The sequence below is a fragment of the Desulfosarcina sp. genome (assembly GCF_046496365.1).
Taxonomy (GTDB): Bacteria; Desulfobacterota; Desulfobacteria; order Desulfobacterales; family Desulfosarcinaceae; genus Desulfosarcina.
On the sequence record NZ_JAWOHB010000214.1, the window covers coordinates 1 to 19,708 of the forward strand.

Below are 19,708 nucleotides of genomic sequence, written 5' to 3' on the forward strand. Positions count from 1 at the left end.
CATATAAGTTCAGCGGATATGGCCGCTACTAAGACCTTTCAAGCCCGCTACACTTTCAACCCGCCATGTTGCATGGATTCGGAAATGGTGCTATTTAACGGGTAATTCGAGTGCGGCTTCCTGAAGTGGCGCCGTGTGCCGGTCCGTGGACGGTTCTATTCGGGTATGTCTGCTTTCAGGGAGATAATCACGATCATGACCTGAAGGTGTCCTTGGCTATGACGCAACGCCTGATCGCCTGCCATGAATGTGACCTTTTGCACCGCATGCAACCGCTGCCGGAAAAAAGCAAAGCCCGGTGCAGTCGATGCAGGGCCGTGTTGTATGCCCACCATCCGCAATCGCTTGACCGCTCTCTGGCGTGCGCCATTACTGGTCTGCTGCTGCTATTTATCTCCAATATCTACCCTTTTTTGTCGTTGGAGTCCCAGGGGACCATCCTGGAAACCACCCTGATCACCGGAACGATCATTCTATCACAGCAGAGCATGGCAGGAGTGGCTTTACTGGTTCTGCTGACCAGCATGCTCGTGCCTTGCATGATGCTGGCGGCGCTGGTCTATGTGCTCTGGCCGATTAGACGCGGATATCGCCTGCCGGCCAGTCGCCATGTTTTTAGACTGGCCCTTTGCCTGAGACCGTGGAGCATGACCGAAGTCTTCTTGTTGGGGATTCTGGTATCAGTGGTCAAGCTGGCCAAAATGGCCACCATCATCCCGGGTACGGCGCTGTTCTCCTTTCTCGCTCTGGTGTTTGTGCTCGCAGCGGTCGGTGCATTTTTGGATCCCCATGGCATATGGGCAAAGATGGATGAATGGCGATGACCCGTTTGAATGCGGCCCTTACTGCCACCAATTGCGGTCTATATAACTGCCTCCGTTGTGCCTTGTTAATCCGGCGACCGGCAATGACCGGGCGGGTGCGTGTCCGATGTCCCCGCTGTGGTGCGCGGCTGCATCTCAGGAAGCCCAACAGCATCATGCGCACCTGGGCCCTTCTCATTGCCGCCTTTATTTTTTATATTCCGGCAAACCTGCTGCCGGTTACCCTGACCACCTATTTGGGCAGCACGCAATCCGACACCATTTTGAGCGGGGTGATCTACTTTATGCAGACCGGCTCATGGGGCATTGCCCTGATCATTTTTGTCGCCAGCATCGTGGTGCCCATCGCCAAGCTGCTCATCCTGAGTGGACTTCTCATTTCGGTGCAGCGGAGCTCCCGCTGGCGACCTGAAGAACGCACCCGGCTCTATCGAATTACCGAGTTGGTGGGGCGATGGTCCATGCTGGATGTCTTTGTCGTAACCGTGCTGGTCGCTTTGGTCCGCCTGGGCTATTTAACGACCATCGAAGCGGGGATCGGCGTTGTTTATTTTGCTGCCGTGGTGGTCATTACCATGGTCGCCGCCATGAGTTTTGATCCGAGATTGATCTGGGACGCGCTGGAGAAGAACGATGACGCAACCGCCTACTGAACCTGTTTTCGACGAGCCGATACCAGCGCCTGAGATCCAAGCCGGCAAACGGTTGTCGATTGTCTGGCTGATTCCCCTCCTGGCGGCACTGATCGGGGTTTGGCTGTCGGTTAAAGCGATTCGGGAGAGCGGACCCAGCATCACGATTGTCTTCAAATCTGCTGAAGGCTTGGTTCCCGGTAAAACTGAAATCAAATTTAAGGATGTCACCGTCGGCAAGGTCCAGAACATTCAACTCAGCGAAGATCTTTCCCAGGTGTTGGTCACTGCGGCAATGAGCCGCGAAGTCGCCGCTCATCTCACGGGGGATACCCTGTTCTGGATCGTCCGGGCACGGGTGGCCGTGGGTGAGGTGTCCGGGATCAATACCCTGCTTTCCGGTGCCTATATCGGTATGATGCCGGGCAGCAAAGGCAAGACCACGCACCAATTTCAGGGGAGCGAAAAACCACCGGCCATTTTCAGGGATTCGCCTGGCCGGCAGTTCAATCTGCGGGCTGAGCACCTGGGGTCTCTGGATATCGGATCACCGGTTTACTACCGGCAGGTCAAAGTCGGTCGGGTCACCAATGTGGATATGGCCAAGGACGGTACGGGTGTAATGCTTGAGATATTCGTGGAAGCGCCCTACCACAACCAGGTGAAACACGGTTCGCGGTTTTATAATGCCAGCGGTCTGAATGTGAAAATCGGCGCCGACGGTGTCCGCATCGATACACCGTCGTTGGCCAGCTTTCTTGTTGGCGGCATCTCTTTCTTTACGGCCGAAGATGTCAAGCGGGCACTCCCGCCATCGTCCAGTCAGGTTTTTACCCTGTATGACAACCGTGACGCCGCCAATGCCGCAACCTACAGTTATCGCGAGTATTATCTGCTCTTTTTCGAAGAGACGGTTCGGGGGCTGTCGACAGGTTCGCCGGTGGACTTTTACGGCATTAAAATCGGCGAGGTGATCAGCATCCGACTGCTGTTTGATCAGGACGCGTTGACTTTCAGGATCCCAGTGTTGATTGCCATCGAACCGGACCGGATCGAACTGTCAGGCAACCTGGCGACTCCCGAATACAACGTGGTGGAAAAGCTGGTGGGCAAGGGGCTGCGGGCCCAGCAGCGCACCAGCAACCTGTTCACCGGTCAAAGCTATGTGAGCATGCGCATTCACCCGGAGGCCGAACCCCAGATTCTCCGCACGGATGATGTCTATCCGGTGCTGCCTACCATTCCCAACACAGTTGAAGAGATTACCGCGACCGCCAAACGCCTGCTGGACCGTTTCAACACGCTGCCCATGGAAGAGACGTTGCAGGATATCCGTGAAGCTGCCCGTCAGGTGGAGGCCATGCTAGGATCCAAGACCCTTGAAAGCGCAATTGACAATATCGACGAGAGCTTCAACCAATTCAAGCAGGTGACATCCGGCTTCAATAGCGGCACGCTGCCGAAAGTCAACGGCATGCTGGATCAGGCCAGGCAGTCGCTGGCTCGGGGCGAGGAAGCCCTTGCCACGGCCAACACCGTTCTGGGCGAGGGTGCACCCATCGTCTACAACCTGAACCGCCTGCTGATGGAGCTTCAGGAAGCAGCCCGAGCAGTAGAAGCCCTTGCCGACTACCTGGAACGTCACCCCGATGCGATCGTTTTCGGAAAAGGAAGCCAGCAATGACCCGTATCCCGTTATGGACCGTCACTTTGAGCTGTGTGTTGATTGCTTTCTTTTCAGGCTGCCGGTCGATGACGCCACCGGTAAAATATTATTTCTTGACCCCTCTGTCTGTCGGACCGTTCTCTTCAGTAAATTCAGATGGTATGCGGGATATGCGCGTCGGCATCCAACCGATTGAACTGCCAGGATATATCAATCGGGCGCAAATGGTCAAACGAATAGGGGAAAACCGCCTGGAGGTCTCGTCCCTTAACCGCTGGGCCGATTATCCGGACCGCATGATTCAGCGGGTGATCGGCGAAAACCTTCAACTTCTCCTGGCCGAGGCCCGGGTTTACAGCGCACCGTGGCCGGTGGGCCTTCAACCGGACATGGTTGTCGATTTTTCATTCTTCGAGTTGATTGGCACGGATGATAAAAAAATACGACTCAGTGTGGTATGGACAATCAGGGCCAAAGATGACCCGGCGGCGGGGTTGTCCCGCCGGACGAGCCTTTCAGAGAAGATGCCCGGTTCCGGGTTTGAGGATATAGCCGCCGCTCACAGCCGGGTGCTTGCGACCCTTTGCCGGGATGTTGCCCACGCCTTGAACGATTTCTCTGCCCAGTGACATCGGCAACCCTGCTTCACGGGCCTGGCTGCGTGATCCGGCAGTTGCAGATAGTTTATCGCACGCACGCCGCTTTTTGGGGGCGACTTGCCGGAGGGTTGTGAACCAACCGATCAGGCAATCCAATCGCCAAGGTTCGGTTCTGTCTTGGCGTTGAAGTTCTTCGTCCTGGTCTTCCGCGCAGCGTGAAAAATAACCGGATCGTCAAGGCCAATTTTTTCACCATGGGCATCGATCGGCCGTCACCTCAGTTTGCGTCTGCGGGTTTGGCTTTGATAAGCAGCGACAGCAGCAGGCAGATCGCCGCGCCTACCAGGCAGACGTGAAATGCGCTTTTGAATCCCGGCAGCGGATAGTGCTCCCCGACCTGGCCGGCACGGTCGATGATGTTGCCGGTGAGCACCTGGAATGCGGCGACGCCCAGGAAAGGTGCCGGATTGAGAATGCCGGAGGTCAGGCCCAGGCGTTCAGAAGGTGTATTTTCACGGATGATCCCCCATATGGTGCTGATGAATCCGCCCACCACGAAGCCCAGTACGCCAAAGATCGCGGCGAATCCGACGATGCCCAAGCGCTCGAAAACCACCAGGATGGCCAGCCAGCATAGGGTGTAGACAGCCGAGATGACTGTCAGGATTCTGGCTTTGTTCAGGGAGAAGCGATCGGGCAGCCATCCGAAAAAGGGTGCACCGATGATAACACCGATGGGGATCAACATATTCAGTTGGCTCGCCAGGATGCGGTCGATGTTCAGCACGGCCACTAAAAAGGGTGTGGCCCACAACCCCTGAAGGGTCACCGCCGTTCCGTAAAAACCGAAGAAGATGGCCGCCACCAGCCAGAACTGCAGGGAATTAAGGATGGTAAGCGTGTTGCGTGCCAGACCGGGCGATGGTGCCCCGGACGCATCGCCTTGTGGACCGGGCAGCGTTTGCTGGGTGGAATCGTGGGTGACGGTCAGCATCAGGACAGCCATCGCCAGAGTGACGCCGCCGATGATGAAAAAAGTGGGGCGCCATCCCCAGGTGCCGGCTGCCCAGGCCAGCGGCGTGGTTGCGATCACCGCACCGAAATTGCCCACGGACATGAGAAGGCCCACCATGGTGGCGAACTCTTTTTCCCTGAACCACTGGGACAGCGCCTTGACCGTCGGTACATAAACCCCGCCCACACCAAACCCGATCAATGCTCTTCCTGTCGATGCCCAACCGATTGATGGCGCCATGCCGAAGATGAAACAACCCAGGGCCGCTGTCATGGACCAATAGGCAATTACCCGCCGTGGGCCGATACGGTCCGCCAGATAGCCAACCACAGGTTGATTTAGTGCGTAGATGTAAAAATACATGGAGGACATCAATCCCAGCGCCGTTGCATTGGTGTTGAACGCCGCCAGCAGGTCCGGCACGATCACCGATGTGGAGACCCGGTGGAAATAGACCAAAAAATAGATCAGGCAGATCACGGTGAAGACCACCCATCGATGGGGGTCGCGATCTGAACCCGATGAGGATGAAGACATGGGGGGCTGCTCTCTTGGGTGGAATGAACCGCGATAACGCGCGGACAGCAAATCGATTATCATCCATATGGTGCTGCGCAGCACTGCCGTTGCAGGCAGGACATGCCCCGCGGCGTGTTGCGGGGAATGTCAATTGCAGCGGTTGTTCATGCTGGTGATGACCGCCGCACCCGATGGCAGACCGGACAGCCATAACACAGATGCGTTTCGTTGACCATTGCAAAACATGGCTGGCAGCCAATCTCGGCGCATTGCGCTTGGCGGCTGTCGCCTCTATCAGGACCGATTTCGAACCCAACCTATTGAAAATGATTCAACGACCCGGTCAGGTGCCCGACCCAAATGTCGACAAAATCATCGTACTCGGCGGTGCCTTTGAGAATTACTTCACAGTCAATTCCCGCTCTGCTCAAGACCGACTTCCATGAATCATCTCCTTCCCCGGCCATGTCGTTTTTCGCATGGTCGCCGGCCACGGACATAAATGGCATCAGGTATGCCTTGTCAATTTTTTTCTGCAGCAACAAATCCGTTATCAGCCCGATCCCCGGGTACCCCTCAACGGTGCCGACAAAGATGTTGGGGTCCTTGAGCTGGATCTGGAACATCAGGGCCGCATAAAAAGCGTTGGCGGGATGGTGGGTTCCGTGTCCCATCAGTACCACGGCTTCATCGGCGCGGCGGGATTTGGGAATCACCTTCATTATCGCGTTGACGGCGCGTTCCATATCTGTCTGCTCGGCAATCAGGGGGTATCCCAGAACAATTCGCCGGATTCCGCCCATGGTTTTAAAGGCCTCCACGGTCCGTCTTAAATCGTGAAACTCTTCTCCACCGATGGTGTGCAGGGACTGCACGGCAACGTGGGTGAATTTTTCATCCTGCATTTTAGCCAGGGCAACGGCTGGAGAGTCCAGATGCAGGCCCTTTTTAAGGAGTTTTGCGCGGATGATATGGGATGTATATGCCCAGCGGACCGGAATGCCCGGGTAGGCTGTCTTCACTTTCTTGTCGATGTTTTCGAATGAGACCTGGGCGGACGCTTCGCTCGATCCGAAAGCCACCAGCAGGATGCCGATCTTTTCGGGGGCACTGCTGTGCCCGTACCCGCCTGCGGCAGCATCGTTTGCGGGCATCGGCAGCGCCACCGCCAGCATCATCGTCAATACCAACAATCCAATTGCCCTTTGCATCCTTTATCTCCTTTGCAAAACCATCGTTTAAAACAAAAAGCCCTTCATGCAAAATACACGCATGAAGGGCTGCACCCAGCTTTCTTGACCCTTTCCGGTTGTCATCCGCCTCATTTCTCGTGGCAGGATGGATCGTTCAGGCAGGTCTTCTGACTCTCGGATCGTTCTACTCTTCGCGCCTTCCCGTTTCACGCGATGGAACAGTGGCTGTGCGAATTTCGTCCCCGATTACAGCGGCGGGACCGTTCCCGATTTGCACGGGATTCCCTATTAAGCCTCGTGGCACCTTGACCGAGCTAATATCAGGCCGCCGGAAAATGTCAATAAAATTCTCAGTGTCCAGCGGAACCGAAAAAGGGATTTATCGATGGTGTTGTAAGTATTTAATTATTGCCTTTGAAGGGCTATCGTGCTTGAACGACAATCGACAGCATTCGTTGGATAAAATTCCTTTGGCGTAAACCGATATAATCTTATCTCGAGGAGATTGCGACCATGTCCTTACCTTTGATAAAAAACTACATTGACGGGGAATGGGTGGAATCCGATTCGACCTCATTCGGGGACGTGTACAATCCGGCAACGGGTAAGAAAATTGCCACTGTGGCCTACGGAACGGCCAAGGATGTGGACCGGGCCGTCAAGGCCGCCCGGGAAGCCTTTGCATCCTGGCGGGAAACGCCTCCGTTGAGCCGGGCCAGGTATCTTTTCCGTCTCAAGGATGCTTTTGAGGCGCGCTTCGAAGCGATCGCCGAAACCTTGACCACCGAGCATGGCAAGGCCATTGACGAAGCCCGCGGAGAGGTGCGCCGGATGATCGAGAACGTGGAGCACGCTACCGGTGTGACCACCCTCATGACCGGCTACACATTGGAAGACATTGCCAAGAACATCGACTGCTATGGTCACCGGCAGCCCATGGGTGTTTTTGGCTGCATTGCTCCCTACAACTTCCCGGCCATGGTGCCGTGGTGGTTTCTGCCCTATGCCGTGGTCACCGGCAACACCTTCGTTTTCAAACCATCCGAGCAGGTGCCCATGACCCAAACCCGCATCATGGAGGTTGTCGACGAGGTTGGGTTTCCGGAAGGAGTGATCAACATGGTTCATGGCTCGCGGGACGTGGTCAATGCCATGCTCGCGCATCCCCATATCGAGGGTATCAGTTTCGTCGGATCGACACCCACGGCCCGGTATATCTATCGCAAATGCGGGGAGACGGGGAAAAGGGTCCAGTCCCTGGGCGGGGCCAAGAATATCGTGGCCGTCATGCCCGACGCAGACCTGGATCAAGGTATGCCGTCCCTACTGACTTCCTTTTTCGGCTGCACCGGCCAGCGCTGCCTGTCCGGGTCGGTCCTCGTGCCGGTGGGGAATATTGCCGGCCGCCTGGTGGAGCAGTTCACCGCTGCCGCCAAGACCGTCAGCGTGGGGAATGGCCTGGATGAGCAGACCTTCATGGGGCCGCTGATCAGCGCAGCCCATCGGGACCGGGTTTTGGGATATATCGAAAAGGGTCTCGCTGAGGGCGCGGACCTGATCCTGGACGGTCGAGATGTGGCGGTGGATGGCTACCCGGATGGTTTTTTCGTCGGGCCCACCATCTTCGATAACGTTACAGCGGATATGACCATCGCCAAGGAGGAGATTTTCGGCCCGGTGGTGAGCATCGTCCGCGCAGCGGATATGGATGCGGTGGTGGATCTGATCAATACCCGCGGTTTCGCCAATGCGGCCTGCATATACACCGCCAGCGGAGCGGCGGCCAGGGAGTTTAAATACCGGATCAAACCGACCATGATCGGCGTCAACATCGGCATTGCCGCGCCCATGAGTTTCTTTCCATTCGGCGGGGCCGGGCATTCCATGTTCGGTGACATCAAGGGCCATGGTCAGGAGAGCTTTCTGTTTTACACGGATATGAAGGTCGTGATCGAACGGTGGTATTAGGATCAAAGGTTTCGCAACCCACTTAAAGGATCCACGGATTGGGGACCCCAAGGATTGGCGGGACCGCTTGCGGGTGCGATCAATATCACCATAAACTTGGATATGCCGGGAGTTTTAAATGGTTGGGGTGGGTTGATACGACCCGTTTCCCATCAGCAGTCCGTTTAAACAGCCAATAGAATCTTAAAGGGAAGATGATGCCATTAACCAATTTTGGGGCGATCCTGAATTTTGCCGAAATGGTCGAGCGAGACGATATGGAATTTTACCGCCGGGCTGCATTCACGGAGGCCGCGGCGCCACACCGGGACCTGTTCGAGGCGTTTGCCAAAGAGGGCGGTAAGAATATCCTTACGGTCCAGCGCACCCGGCGGGAGAACGTTACCGAGATGATCCTGGAACCGATCCGAGGTTTTGTGCGGGACAGCTATCAGGAAACGGTGGAGGATCCGGCAGGCAAGGGTCCTGCAGCTATTCTGGCGGCGGCCATTTCACTGGAAAAACGAGCCATGCGCTACTATAGCGACGCCGCAGAGAAGATCCGTGCATTGCCCGAGGTGTCGCGGGTGCTGAAAACCCTTGCCAAGAAACGATCCAAGCGACTTGAACATCTGCACCATCTGTTGCCATGATCGCCAGACGTTTGCGTCCCTGCCGGGCTGCAGATGCCGCTTACGCGTGGCTGCTGGAAAGGTAGTGCCGGATATCAACGGCATCCATCTGCGCCGGGTCCAGAAACTGTTCCGCGTAAGTCTGGTAAACCCCGCTTTGTAGAAACAGGTCGAACAATTCGGCATCGATGTGCCTGTCGTTGCGCATTCGGCTCATGATGCGCAGGGCCTCATTCAGCGTTTTCGGTTTTTTATAAGGCCGGTCCGCGGCGGTCAGCGCTTCGAAAATATCTGCTATGGCCATTATTCGTGCGGGAATGGACATCTCCTCTTTTTTCAATCCCCGGGGATAACCGTTGCCGATCATGGTCTCGTGGTGGGCCCCTGCGATTTCGGCCACGTGTTTCATATTTTCGGGGAAAGGGAGTCGCCTGAGCATAATAATGGTCTGGATGATATGTTCGTTGATCTTGAAGCGGTCTTCCGGTGAAAGGGTTCCTTTGCGGATAGCCAGGTTGTAAAGCTCACCAAGGTTGTACTGATTTTCGGGAACGGCCATATTGAAGCCGTAGGTGTTGCCTTCGAAGGGGTCCGGGTTGGGTCTGGGAATGATATGCTCGGGTTTGTCGGTCAGCACGTGCTCGACAACCGGCAGGGTCGGGCGCGGCTGCCTGTTTTTCAATGCGGTTTCATCCTGGGAGATGCCCATGCGGTCGTCCAGGTGGCGCACCCATGTGCGGGCGGCGATCTCCTCCAAGCGTTCAATTTTCTCGTCGGGCATGAATTCGCCGCCGATGTTGCAGGCGGCAACAAATGCAAAATCATCGGCGATCTGCTTGTGTCTCTTTTCCAGTTGCGCCTCAAGGCATGCACCGTCGGCATTGCCGGCCAGGCGCTGGCGATAGAAATCGATCTCGGCATCCCGAAGCAGCACCTCGAAGCGCATGCGGATCTCGTGAATTCGATTGTAGATCGTCTCCAATTTGGTGGCCTTGTCGACCACATGTTCGGGTGTGGTGACCTTGCCGCAGTCATGCAGCCAGGCCGCCACCTCAAACTCGCGCCGCTTATCTTCCGCGTCCATTCTGAAATTGGCAAAGGGGGCGTCTGTGGACTCGTGGGCTGCCATGGCTATCATTTTCGCCACGACCGGCACGCGCTTGCAGTGGCCGCCGGTATAGGGGGATTTGGCGTCAATGGCGCCGGCGAGGAGTTCGGTGACGGCTGTGAACAGGTCTTCAATTTCCTGTTTTGCCTGGATCAGCCTAGCCGTGTAGTCCCGGATGGTGCTTTTCATCAAGACAAAAGCCTTGATCAGGGAGTGGATCTCCTTGATGCTGGAGTCGAAGGGTTTCGATTCGGAGAAATCGGACTGCTGGATTTTCCTCGACTCCTTTTCCAGTTGAATCAGGGATCCTGATATCTTGCGCGATACCAGCAGGGCCAGGGGCATTACCACCAGGAGCACCAGACCGGAGAAGAGATAAATCCGCTGCTGCATCCGCCGGATGTGACCGGTAAAGTCGGCCAACGGAGCGGTGGAGGCCAGTATATGATCGAATTTCAGGTCCGTTTTGAAGGCCGTTGACCGTACCAGGTAGGTGGCGCTGTTGATCATTATTTCAAGGGTTCGGTTGCGCAGGTATTCCGGGTGGGCTCTGTATTCGGCAACGATGGCCCTGACCAGTGGGTCGGCCGATTCCTCACCGGTGAGAAAGCTCAGGGTTTCCCCTGCACCGGTTTTGATTGGGTTTTCTGTGGGATGGGCAATGACCCGACCCGTGCGGTCGAAAAGGAACAGCCTGCCATTGTCCGACACTTTCTGTCTTTCCAGCGAGATGGAAAACCGGTCCAGGGTGATGTCGGCACCGAAAACCCCGCCGCCGCTCAGCAGCCGCTGCGCACAGGTGATACCGGGAACTTTCGTGGAACTGAAAATATACGGCTCGGTGAAGAATGCTGTTTCCAGCTTACCGGCCTGTATGTACCATGGCCTTGAGCGGGGGTCGAAATCCGGATCCAGATTGTCAATTTTTCCAATGACCTGCCGTTTCAGATTCAAAAAACGCCAGCGCTGCTGCTTCAGACCCTGGGAATCGGTGAAAATGGTGCGCAGGATATAGGCGGCTCCCGGCGGTGCGTCGAACAGGAGGCGAAGTTCCGGTTGGTCGCGAACGGCAACGATCTGGATGAAGCTGCCGTTATCGTAACCAAGATAGGTTGAGAAGATATAGTCATAAAAATCCAGCGCCTTGATCATCAGCTCAATGCCTGGGTGTGACGTCCCTGCTTCCTCCGGGGCAGTGGCCATACCGGGGATGCGCGCAGCCAATCCGACCAGCACGGCCACCGATTCCAAGGTACGCTCGTAGCGCTCCAGGGTCTTTGCGTTGATTTCCGAAAACAGCCGGTCGGCCATGTGGATCGCCGCCGCCTTGCTTTCCCTGTGGCTGATCCACAAAAACAGCCCGGTCAAGGTGATGACGATGACCACTACCAGCGTGGTGATGCCGATATAAAACGGATAGCGTTTGACCTTCAGGTTCATGCGTATTCCTTGTGCTGGGAGAAAGATGTGCATCCCGCGTGTCGGGTCTTGCTCAGGAAGACCACCCCTGGGGATCGAATGGTAAAGGAAACAACTTCGGGAAAGCTTGGCGGTGCCGCAAGAAGTCCGATTTCTGCGCTACGCTTCATCCCTCGGCACGGCTGTCGACGCCGGGGTCAATGGCTGAATAGTTCATTTGCTGCCGTTCGAACCGGAAGGGCCATCCGCAGAGGGATCATCCACGCAGACACTCGACCACTGGGTGACTTGGACGCAGCCCGCCCGGCGTTCACGGTTTTCACGGCGATCTTTATCCTGTCGTCTTTCAGGCCCCCCGTCGGCGAAATAATCGATGTCGTACGTCTGCCGCCGGTCTTGGCCGGAGCGTCGATCCAAATACGGATCTGATTTGCGCTTATCTTTTGGCGGTTTTCTTTTTTGCATGGCTTACAGCGTCTCCCTTCAACGCTTGGCACCAGATATCCGAGACTTTGCGGGCCCGCTGCCGGGGCCCCGTCAGGCGCGATTTCCGCTTGCGCAGGGTGGGGCCGCCAGCGGTTTTGAGAAGTGACCGTAAGGCCAAAAAGGGCTCGCAGCGGCCTTGAAAACACATTGCCGATGCCGATGAAACCTGGCCGCGATTGCATCTAATATGTGATTACCCTAATGTATCAAATAGCTTACCAGACCACAGCGGCAGAAACAAGCGCTATTGCAACCACCGTGAAGATCGCGTGGTTGGCTTTTGACGTTTTATTGATTATGATGGGAGGCCGTTGTATGGGAACAATGGAATCCGCTTCGCGGCTGTCCGCCGGAAAGGTTCGCTGCAAGGTAATTGCCCATGGCCTTGAACGCCAAACCGTTTTTCAATGAGTCCGATTCCCGCTTCAAGCTGTTCCACGAGCTGATGGCCCGTAAGGTGCGCAATATTCTGCTGGTATCGACACCCTATGATGCCTGGATCATGGAAGAGGACTGCCGGCTCTCCGAGCGTATCGTCAATGAGTACCGGGGCCTGAACCTCAGCCAGCCGCCGCGCCTGACCTGGGTTTCATCGGCCGAACAGGCGCTTGCCGCCCTTGACGACAAACCTTTTGACATGGTCATCACCATGCCGAGGCTGTCGGATATGGACGCCGCCGCCCTGGGCCACCGGATAAAGAAAAAAGCCCCCGGATTGCCGGTTATCCTTCTTACCCACGACACGATTCCTTCACCGGCCATCAAAGAACCGGACAATGCGCCGGGGATCGACAGAACCTTTGTCTGGTCGGGCAACACAGACATCCTGGTGGCGCTGACCAAAAGCGCCGAAGACCGGATGAATGTGGAAAAGGATACCCAATCGGCAGGCATCCGCGTGATACTTTTTGTGGAAGACTCACCCTATTACCTCTCTTCCTTGCTGCCCATTCTTTACCGCGAATTGGTGGGACAGACCCAGGCGGTGATGGAGGGAACCCTCAACGAAGAGCATCGGCTGGTAACCATGCGGGCCCGCCCGAAAATACTGGTTGCCGGAAACTACGAGGAAGCCCTGGCCCTCTACGAGCGATTCGAAGCCAACGTGCTCGGCGTCATTTCCGATGTGCGTTTTTCCCGCAACGGCGTGTTGAACGAAACCGCCGGGGTGGATTTCCTTAAGCACGTGAAAGCGCGGCGCTTCGACATCCCGCTGTTGCTCACCAGTTCGGAAGCCGCTTATGCATTGAAGGCCGAGTCGATCCCCGCCGCTTTTGTGGATAAGAATTCTGACACCCTGCACCAGGATGTGCGGCGGTTTTTCAAGGAGCGCCTGGGCTTCGGCGATTTTGTTTTTCGGATGCCCGACGGGTCTGAAATCGGTCGCGCCTCCAACCTGAAGGCGTTGGAGAGGCATCTGCTGAGTATACCCGAGGCGTCCTTTCGCTACCACTGCAACCGCAATGATTTTTCCCGCTGGCTCTTTGCACGCACGGAGATGGTCCTGGCCGCCGAAGTCCGTCCCATCAGTGGAAATGACTTCTCCGATGTAGAGAGTCACCGCCGCCATCTGGTAGAAATCATCGCCGACCGGCGCAAATGGCGCCAGAAGGGGATCGTTGCCGATTTCGATGCGGCGGATGCGGATTTCGATACTGAATTTTTCAAAATCGGAAAGGGCTCCCTGGGGGGGAAGGCACGGGGATTGGCCTTCGTGGCCTCCCTGCTGGGCCAGAATTTGGATCGCTGCAGCACCTACAAAGGCGTGGAGATAATCGTCCCCCAGACCCTGGTGGTCACCACCGATGGGTTCGAGTCCTTTGTGGAGGAGAATCAGTTGCGATACCTGTCTAAAACCGACCTGCCGGACGAGACGATCGCCGATATTTTTGTCAACAGCCGTTTTCCCGGCTGGATCGAAAACCGGCTGCGCGACTACCTGACCCAGGTTACCTATCCGCTGGCCATCCGATCTTCCAGTCTGCTTGAAGACGCCCAGTACAGGGCCTATGCCGGCTTGTACCGTACCTACATGATCACCAATGACTGCCCGGACATCGAGCAGCGCCTGAGCCATCTGATCCATGCCATCAAGCTGGTCTATGCATCGACCTATTACAAGGGGCCCAAGGCCTTTTCCAGACGGGTGGGCCACCGAACCGAAGAAGAGCAGATGGCTGTGATCATTCAGAAGCTGGTCGGGACCCAGTATGGGGACAGTTTTTATCCGGCCATTTCCGGCGTGGCCCAGTCCCACAATTACTACCCGTTCGCGCGAATGAAGCCCGAAGAAGGAATTGTCACGCTTGCCATGGGATTGGGAAAAACGGTGGTCGAGGGCGAGAAAACGCTCCGGTTTTCACCGTTCCACCCCCAGCTGCTTCCCCAGCGTTCGACTGTGGAGGATATCCTCGAAAACGCCCAGCGCCATTTTTATGCGCTCAAAATGGAAAAAGTCTGCCAATTTCTGGAGGCCAATGATGGTGCCAACCTGTGGCATCGGGAGGTGGCTGACGCGGAAAATGAGCTCCCCATGCAGCTTCTTGCCAGCACGTATGTGCCCGATGAGCATCGCATTCGCGATACGGTTCATATCCCGGGTCAGCGGGTCCTCACTTTCGCCCATATCCTTAAATACCGGGAGTTCCCCCTGGCTGACATCCTGAAGGACATGCTCGAACTGGGTGAGCAGGGAATGGGTTGCCCGGTGGAGATGGAGTTCTCCGTCAACCTGACTGCTAAAGACGGTTCCCCACAGGAATTTGCCTTTCTCCAACTTAGGCCCATGACGGCCCGCGCCGATTTGGAGCAGGTGAATATTTCTGCAGAGGAGATCGAACAGGCGTTCTGCTTTTCAGGCAGGGCGTTGGGAAATGCTCGCAAACAGGATATGGCCGACCTTGTTTTTGTGAAGCCGGAGACGTTTGATCCGGGAAAAACGATTGAAATTGCAAGGGAAATCAGCCGAATCAACGCGTTTCTGGTCAAGGAGGGTCGAAAATATTTGCTCCTCGGTCCGGGGCGATGGGGCTCGGCGGACCGGTGGCTGGGGGTTCCCGTCGCCTGGGCAGACATTTCAGGGGTGGGCGCCATGGTTGAGACCGAGTCGGAAAAACTGGTTGCCGAACCATCCCAGGGCTCGCACTTTTTCCACAACATTACGACGTTGGGTATAAACTATATCACTGTTTCCGCTGCAGACGGCGGAAGAATAGATTGGCGCTGGCTGGCTGCACTGCCCCGTATGAATGATTCCACGTTTGTCGCGCATGCGCGGCTTGAGGCGCCGGTGACCCTTAAAGTCGACGGCCGCCGGTCCCAGTGCGTAATCGTTAAAGGCAACGGCCCGGGTGCTGATTCGTCGAACGGTACCCTGAACACGAACTGACATTCGGAACCATTCAAACGCAACCGCGGCGTTCCCAATTTGGGGGGGGTACATTTACTTAGACTGATGGGAGGAAATCCAATGTTGGACATTCTGCAGCTGGTAAAAGAGAAGGATCCCGGGCAGCGGGAGTTTCACCAGGCGGTCATGGAGGTGCTGGCCTCCGTCAAGCCGGTGATGGACCGCAACCCCGAATACCGGGCGGCCAAGATATTAGAGCGGCTGGTGGAGCCTGAGCGGGTGGTTTTGTTTCGGGTGCCCTGGGTGGACGACCAGGGCGAGGTGCAGGTCAACCGGGGTTTTCGCATCGGGATGAACAGCGCCATCGGTCCATACAAGGGCGGCCTGCGCTTTCATCCATCGGTCAACTTGGGGATTTTGAAGTTTCTGGCCTTTGAGCAGGTTTTCAAAAACGCCCTGACCACTCTGCCCATGGGCGGGGGCAAGGGCGGGTCGGATTTCAACCCCAAAGGCAAGTCGGATTTCGAGGTGATGCGTTTTTGCCAGAGCTTCATGGCCGAGCTGTTCCGCCACATCGGTCCGGACACGGACGTGCCCGCCGGGGACATCGGGGTGGGGGCGCGCGAGATCGGCTACCTGTTCGGCATGTACAAGAAGCTCAAAAACGAGTTTACCGGGGTGCTCACGGGCAAGAGTCTGAACTGGGGCGGCAGCCTGATCCGGCCCGAGGCCACGGGTTACGGTTCGGTTTATTTTGCCGCCGCGATGCTGGCCACGCGCAACCAGACCCTGGAAGGCAAGACCTGCCTGGTTTCCGGTTCGGGCAACGTGGCCCAGTACACGATGGAGAAGCTGCTGGACCTGGGTGCCCGGCCGGTGACCTTTTCGGACTCTTCGGGGTACATCTACGACGAGGCGGGCATCGACCGTGAGCGGCTGGCCTTTATCATGAATCTGAAGAATGTGCGCCGGGGCCGGGTCAAGGCGTATGCCGAGGCTTATCCGACTGCGGTGTACAGCGACGTCACGCCGGACCAAGCGTACAATCCGCTGTGGAGCCACAAGGCCGACTGCGCCTTTCCGTCGGCGACCCAAAACGAGATCAACGCCAGGGATGCGCAGAACCTGGTGGACAATGGGGTGATCGTGGTCAACGAAGGGGCCAACATGCCCACGGAGCCGGAGGGGATCGACATTTTCATCGACAACAACCTGCTGTATGGCCCGGGCAAGGCGGCCAATGCGGGCGGGGTGTCGGTATCGGGTCTGGAGATGACCCAGAACAGCATGCGTCTGTCGTGGACGCGCGAGGAGGTGGACACGCGTCTGCAGATGATCATGAAGAGCATCCACCGGACCTGCCTGGATGCGGCCGAGCAGTACGGTACGCCGGGCAATTACATGAACGGGGCCAACATTGCCGGCTTCGTCAAGGTGGTTGACGCCATGATCGACCAGGGCGTGGTATAGCGGCGTCTTGAACAGCGACGTGCGTGCAATTTACTGCCAGTTGCCGCGGAGAAGCTTCAATCTGAAATAAAAAAACGGCATCCCGTGGTTAATAAGGGATGCCGTTTTGATGGTGCGTCTGTCTATGGGCTTATACTTTGGCCACATTGGCTGCAGCGGGACCACGATCGGTTTTTTCGACGTCAAAGGTCACCCGATCGCCTTCCGCAAGGGTTTTGAAACCCTCGGCCTTGATGGCGGAAAAATGAACGAAGATGTCGCCCTGACCTTCTTCCTGTTCAATGAAGCCAAACCCCTTCTTGTCGCTGAACCATTTTACAACACCATTTGCCATTTCTGCAGCCTCCTTAGAAAAAAGTAAACACAACGGTCTCGTACGATAGTTGCCGCCCATTGGCGGCGAAGCCCACCCTTGTGCAAGACCTATCCGGCCGAATGGCCGGCCGCCACGCGAATCAACATGTTACGATGAAAATTCAATCAACGGTGTTTTCACCCGCACTGGTCATCGCGGGCGGCAGAATAAGGCATGCCTCGGGACCGACTGCTGATTGACAGCCGGTCCAATCGCACTGTCGCCCCCTTCATAACCATAGGGCTACTGTTCATTCACAGAATAAACGCCCCGGCCGATCCTTTTCATTTTCCCTTTTTGACATGCCCGATGAACGATATTGCTGATCTGTTTTTCCGTAAAACCTGATTTTCCTCTCAATGCCTCCACCGTGATGCCTTTTTTAAAGCGTTTCATGATGGTGAGCACCTGATCTGTGGGGGTGAGATTTTTACCCTTGGGCGTCGCCTTTTCATTCGTGACCGGCTCCGCCTTTTTATTGGGAATTGCTGTTTGGGGATCTTTTTCGAACGCCTTGGCCAGCGCTTCGGTTTTCTTGGCTAATGTGTTTAGCTGCCGGGCGACGGTTTTTAGATCTTTGGCTACTTTTTTCATAACCGGTCTCCTCCATGTAAATGGGTGTGCGATGGCTTTACGTTGGCAACGATATATATTGAGACAGAACGAGGCGCCACTCGACAAATCAACCACTCAGCGATTCATGTGAGCGGCGGCTCGGTTGCATTTATCATGATGAACCGAATGCCGGTTGATTCACGGCTTGTTTGGCGTTGCGGGATGAGAACAAGTGTGGACCGACTCTGAACGGCTGCACGAGTTTCGCATGAGAACAGAAGGCTCAGACGCTGCAACGCATCATGAGAAGGAACATAATGGATTGGTTGGTAAATGTCAAGCTGCCAGAATATCAATAAAAAACGAATTTCCTGCGCGTTTGGTGCGAGATGATGAGATGCATACTTCGATTCCGTACGATGGCGACGTGATGCCCTCAACCCGTCTGTCAGGAAATACGAAGACGGTTTTTAAGCCATGCTTGGGCTTTTCAAGTACTCACATGGGCGTGAACGGCAATGTCATTCGCAAAACGATTACCGATCCCGGGGGCCCGGCGCCTGGGTTGGGTTCCCTGCCTGCCGTCCGCAACCGGTGCTACCAGATCTTGATCGGGCCGGTATCCAGATGGACGAAATTGGATTTGGGATAGTAGCCGACACCACCGCTTTGAAGGTCTATGGCCACTTGGCGAAGTGCAGGGGTCTGGTGCCCGGGAATTCGGATATCGACGGCGCGGCCTTCCATGTGCAGGCTTTTTTTGGCCACCCCGCCGCTGACTTTTCGGAGTGCAGCGTTTGTGCTCGGTGAGCGGTATCCGGAAATAATGCTGATGGGTGCCACGGGCTTCACCCCGACCACGATGTGATGAAGCAGATCCAGAAGATTGGGGTCAATCGCTTTGATCTCCCCGGTACGAAAATCGCGCATGATATGATTGATCCGAATGACTGCACGATGGATCAATTTTCCGTTTGCCCGGTAGCAGGTTTTAAGGGTTTCTCCGGTGTGCACATTATAGAAGGAGAGCACGTGATGTTCAGGGCTCAGTGCAGCCAGCGCTGGATGAGCGAAGGCGGTTGTCAGGATTACGGACGCTCCCATTTTCAGAAACGTTCGCCGGTCAATCTGGGCTGTGCTGGCGAGCCGCTTGTCGACCCCCTGGTAAGGGGTCGACAAGCGAACGGCAAATCGATTTCTGCCCTTGCGATAAGGACTTCCCGCAGCTTGCTGCATAGAGGGATCCGAAGTGGAGCAATTTTTCATCGTTCTCATCCCATGCCTTGCAATATCCGGCCGATTCCTGCGTGGTGAAGGCGTGAAATCGCACCATGCATTACCGTGGGCGTACCACGGGGAGGCCATTTTCGGAAGTGGGGGGCCTTTTGTTCGGCCACAGGCCGACAAGGCATTAAGAATTACTTAGGGAAAAAAATCTTGGCTGTCAAGGGTTGGCTTGCGAAGGCTTGAACGGGCCAGTTTGCGCGGGGCGGATTGGGCCGGCGAACCAGGCAGTCGATATAAAGTTTTTGTTCAACCCTGCCGATAAACGCATATATGTATCCACATCCCAGCCGAAGCCTGCAATCGGTGCGTTTTCCTATGAAGGCATTGGCGGCGGCATGGGCGCGGCAATACGGGCTCAGGACTGAAATGAAACCGAATCAGACCCAAAAAACCGACACCATAAACTCCCGTAGAGCAGGAATTGACCGGCGTTGGATTCCCTCAGCAGGCCACCAGCCTGAACGACGGAGAGGCGGGGATCGTCGGGCTATCCGCAAGCGATCGTTCATGGAACCGCTTGACCTGGATGCAATTGAGGCAAACCGGGTATCGGCCGCCGATATGGATTTCAATGCGCCAACGCGGTCGGCGAACCGTTCGTCCTTTGCGCCTGACCAACCAGGAACGCAGACGTTGGCAACGATTCCGAAAA

Annotated in this window: 14 protein-coding genes and 1 riboswitch; of the genes, 8 read left to right on the plus strand and 6 right to left on the minus strand. The window is 56.0% G+C overall.

The window, feature by feature from the left end; genetic code table 11:
* Positions 1-218 precede the first annotated feature (218 nt).
* The 4 genes from R6V78_RS20770 to R6V78_RS20785 all read left to right on the plus strand — a co-directional run bounded on the left by R6V78_RS20770 (position 219) and on the right by R6V78_RS20785 (position 3,751).
* On the plus strand, positions 219-824 hold the full coding sequence (locus R6V78_RS20770; protein WP_410291308.1) for a paraquat-inducible protein A: 606 nt from the start codon (positions 219-221) through the stop codon (positions 822-824).
* A gap of 155 nt (positions 825-979) precedes the next feature.
* Entirely contained in the window at positions 980-1,477 is a 498-nt protein-coding gene (locus R6V78_RS20775; protein WP_410291309.1) for a paraquat-inducible protein A, read from the plus strand.
* Positions 1,458-3,140, plus strand: coding sequence for an intermembrane transport protein PqiB (locus R6V78_RS20780; protein WP_410291310.1), 1,683 nt, complete (start codon positions 1,458-1,460; stop codon positions 3,138-3,140). The genes R6V78_RS20775 and R6V78_RS20780 overlap by 20 nt, the downstream gene beginning before the upstream one ends.
* A 152-nt stretch (positions 3,141-3,292) precedes the next feature.
* Positions 3,293-3,751 carry a membrane integrity-associated transporter subunit PqiC gene (locus tag R6V78_RS20785; RefSeq protein WP_410291311.1) on the plus strand — a complete coding sequence of 153 codons (459 nt, stop codon included), beginning with the start codon at positions 3,293-3,295 and terminating at the stop codon, positions 3,749-3,751.
* Positions 3,752-3,998: 247 nt separating this feature from the next.
* Here the strand turns inward: R6V78_RS20785 and R6V78_RS20790 are convergent, their stop codons facing one another.
* Together R6V78_RS20790 and R6V78_RS20795 are read right to left on the minus strand one after the other, a co-directional pair.
* Complete coding sequence (locus R6V78_RS20790; protein ID WP_410291312.1) at positions 3,999-5,273, minus strand: MFS transporter; 1,275 nt, start codon at positions 5,271-5,273, stop codon at positions 3,999-4,001.
* A gap of 299 nt (positions 5,274-5,572) precedes the next feature.
* Positions 5,573-6,466 (minus strand): sirohydrochlorin cobaltochelatase, encoded by an 894-nt coding sequence (locus R6V78_RS20795; RefSeq protein WP_410291313.1) that lies wholly within the window; start codon positions 6,464-6,466, stop codon positions 5,573-5,575.
* Between the two features lie 121 nt (positions 6,467-6,587).
* A riboswitch (cobalamin riboswitch) is annotated at positions 6,588-6,771 on the minus strand.
* Between the two features lie 190 nt (positions 6,772-6,961).
* Between R6V78_RS20795 and R6V78_RS20800 the strand changes: the two genes are divergently transcribed.
* On the plus strand, positions 6,962-8,416 hold the full coding sequence (locus tag R6V78_RS20800) for a CoA-acylating methylmalonate-semialdehyde dehydrogenase (protein WP_410291314.1): 1,455 nt from the start codon (positions 6,962-6,964) through the stop codon (positions 8,414-8,416).
* A 197-nt stretch (positions 8,417-8,613) separates the two neighbouring features.
* Positions 8,614-9,048 carry a hypothetical protein gene (locus R6V78_RS20805; RefSeq protein WP_410291315.1) on the plus strand — a complete coding sequence of 145 codons (435 nt, stop codon included), beginning with the start codon at positions 8,614-8,616 and terminating at the stop codon, positions 9,046-9,048.
* Between the two features lie 40 nt (positions 9,049-9,088).
* Here R6V78_RS20805 and R6V78_RS20810 read toward each other — a convergent pair whose 3' ends face one another.
* On the minus strand, positions 9,089-11,575 hold the full coding sequence (locus tag R6V78_RS20810; RefSeq protein WP_410291316.1) for an HD domain-containing phosphohydrolase: 2,487 nt from the start codon (positions 11,573-11,575) through the stop codon (positions 9,089-9,091).
* Positions 11,576-12,419: 844 nt separating this feature from the next.
* Here R6V78_RS20810 and R6V78_RS20815 point away from each other — a divergent pair.
* On the plus strand, positions 12,420-15,428 hold the full coding sequence (locus tag R6V78_RS20815) for a PEP/pyruvate-binding domain-containing protein (RefSeq protein WP_410291317.1): 3,009 nt from the start codon (positions 12,420-12,422) through the stop codon (positions 15,426-15,428).
* Between the two features lie 81 nt (positions 15,429-15,509).
* A complete protein-coding gene (gene gdhA / locus R6V78_RS20820) occupies positions 15,510-16,859 on the plus strand; it encodes an NADP-specific glutamate dehydrogenase (protein ID WP_410291318.1) in 1,350 nt (449 codons plus the stop codon).
* A 130-nt stretch (positions 16,860-16,989) separates the two neighbouring features.
* On the opposite strand, the gene R6V78_RS20825 is transcribed toward gdhA, so the two are convergent.
* The 3 genes from R6V78_RS20825 to R6V78_RS20835 all read right to left on the minus strand — a co-directional run bounded on the left by R6V78_RS20825 (position 16,990) and on the right by R6V78_RS20835 (position 19,005).
* Entirely contained in the window at positions 16,990-17,193 is a 204-nt protein-coding gene (locus R6V78_RS20825) for a cold-shock protein (RefSeq protein ID WP_410291368.1), read from the minus strand.
* 264 nt (positions 17,194-17,457) lie between these two features.
* Complete coding sequence (locus R6V78_RS20830; RefSeq protein WP_410291319.1) at positions 17,458-17,808, minus strand: hypothetical protein; 351 nt, start codon at positions 17,806-17,808, stop codon at positions 17,458-17,460.
* Positions 17,809-18,366: 558 nt separating this feature from the next.
* Positions 18,367-19,005: a YcbK family protein gene (locus R6V78_RS20835; RefSeq protein ID WP_410291320.1), complete on the minus strand. Its 639-nt coding sequence runs from the start codon at positions 19,003-19,005 to the stop codon at positions 18,367-18,369.
* Positions 19,006-19,708: the final 703 nt, after the last annotated feature.

Bases quoted from the DNA above. Each gene is read 5' to 3' on its own strand.
- R6V78_RS20835 (WP_410291320.1), bottom strand. From the start codon at position 19,005: ATGCAGCAAGCTGCGGGAAGTCCTTATCGCAAGGGCAGAAATCGATTT.
- gdhA (WP_410291318.1), top strand. From the start codon at position 15,510: ATGTTGGACATTCTGCAGCTGGTAAAAGAGAAGGATCCCGGGCAGCGG.
- R6V78_RS20805 (WP_410291315.1), top strand. From the start codon at position 8,614: ATGCCATTAACCAATTTTGGGGCGATCCTGAATTTTGCCGAAATGGTC.
- R6V78_RS20825 (WP_410291368.1), bottom strand. From the start codon at position 17,193: ATGGCAAATGGTGTTGTAAAATGGTTCAGCGACAAGAAGGGGTTTGGC.
- R6V78_RS20815 (WP_410291317.1), top strand. From the start codon at position 12,420: ATGGCCTTGAACGCCAAACCGTTTTTCAATGAGTCCGATTCCCGCTTC.
- R6V78_RS20770 (WP_410291308.1), top strand. From the start codon at position 219: ATGACGCAACGCCTGATCGCCTGCCATGAATGTGACCTTTTGCACCGC.
- R6V78_RS20795 (WP_410291313.1), bottom strand. From the start codon at position 6,466: ATGCAAAGGGCAATTGGATTGTTGGTATTGACGATGATGCTGGCGGTG.
- R6V78_RS20775 (WP_410291309.1), top strand. From the start codon at position 980: ATGCGCACCTGGGCCCTTCTCATTGCCGCCTTTATTTTTTATATTCCG.
- R6V78_RS20810 (WP_410291316.1), bottom strand. From the start codon at position 11,575: ATGAACCTGAAGGTCAAACGCTATCCGTTTTATATCGGCATCACCACG.
- R6V78_RS20785 (WP_410291311.1), top strand. From the start codon at position 3,293: ATGCGCGTCGGCATCCAACCGATTGAACTGCCAGGATATATCAATCGG.
- R6V78_RS20830 (WP_410291319.1), bottom strand. From the start codon at position 17,808: ATGAAAAAAGTAGCCAAAGATCTAAAAACCGTCGCCCGGCAGCTAAAC.
- R6V78_RS20800 (WP_410291314.1), top strand. From the start codon at position 6,962: ATGTCCTTACCTTTGATAAAAAACTACATTGACGGGGAATGGGTGGAA.
- R6V78_RS20790 (WP_410291312.1), bottom strand. From the start codon at position 5,273: ATGTCTTCATCCTCATCGGGTTCAGATCGCGACCCCCATCGATGGGTG.
- R6V78_RS20780 (WP_410291310.1), top strand. From the start codon at position 1,458: ATGACGCAACCGCCTACTGAACCTGTTTTCGACGAGCCGATACCAGCG.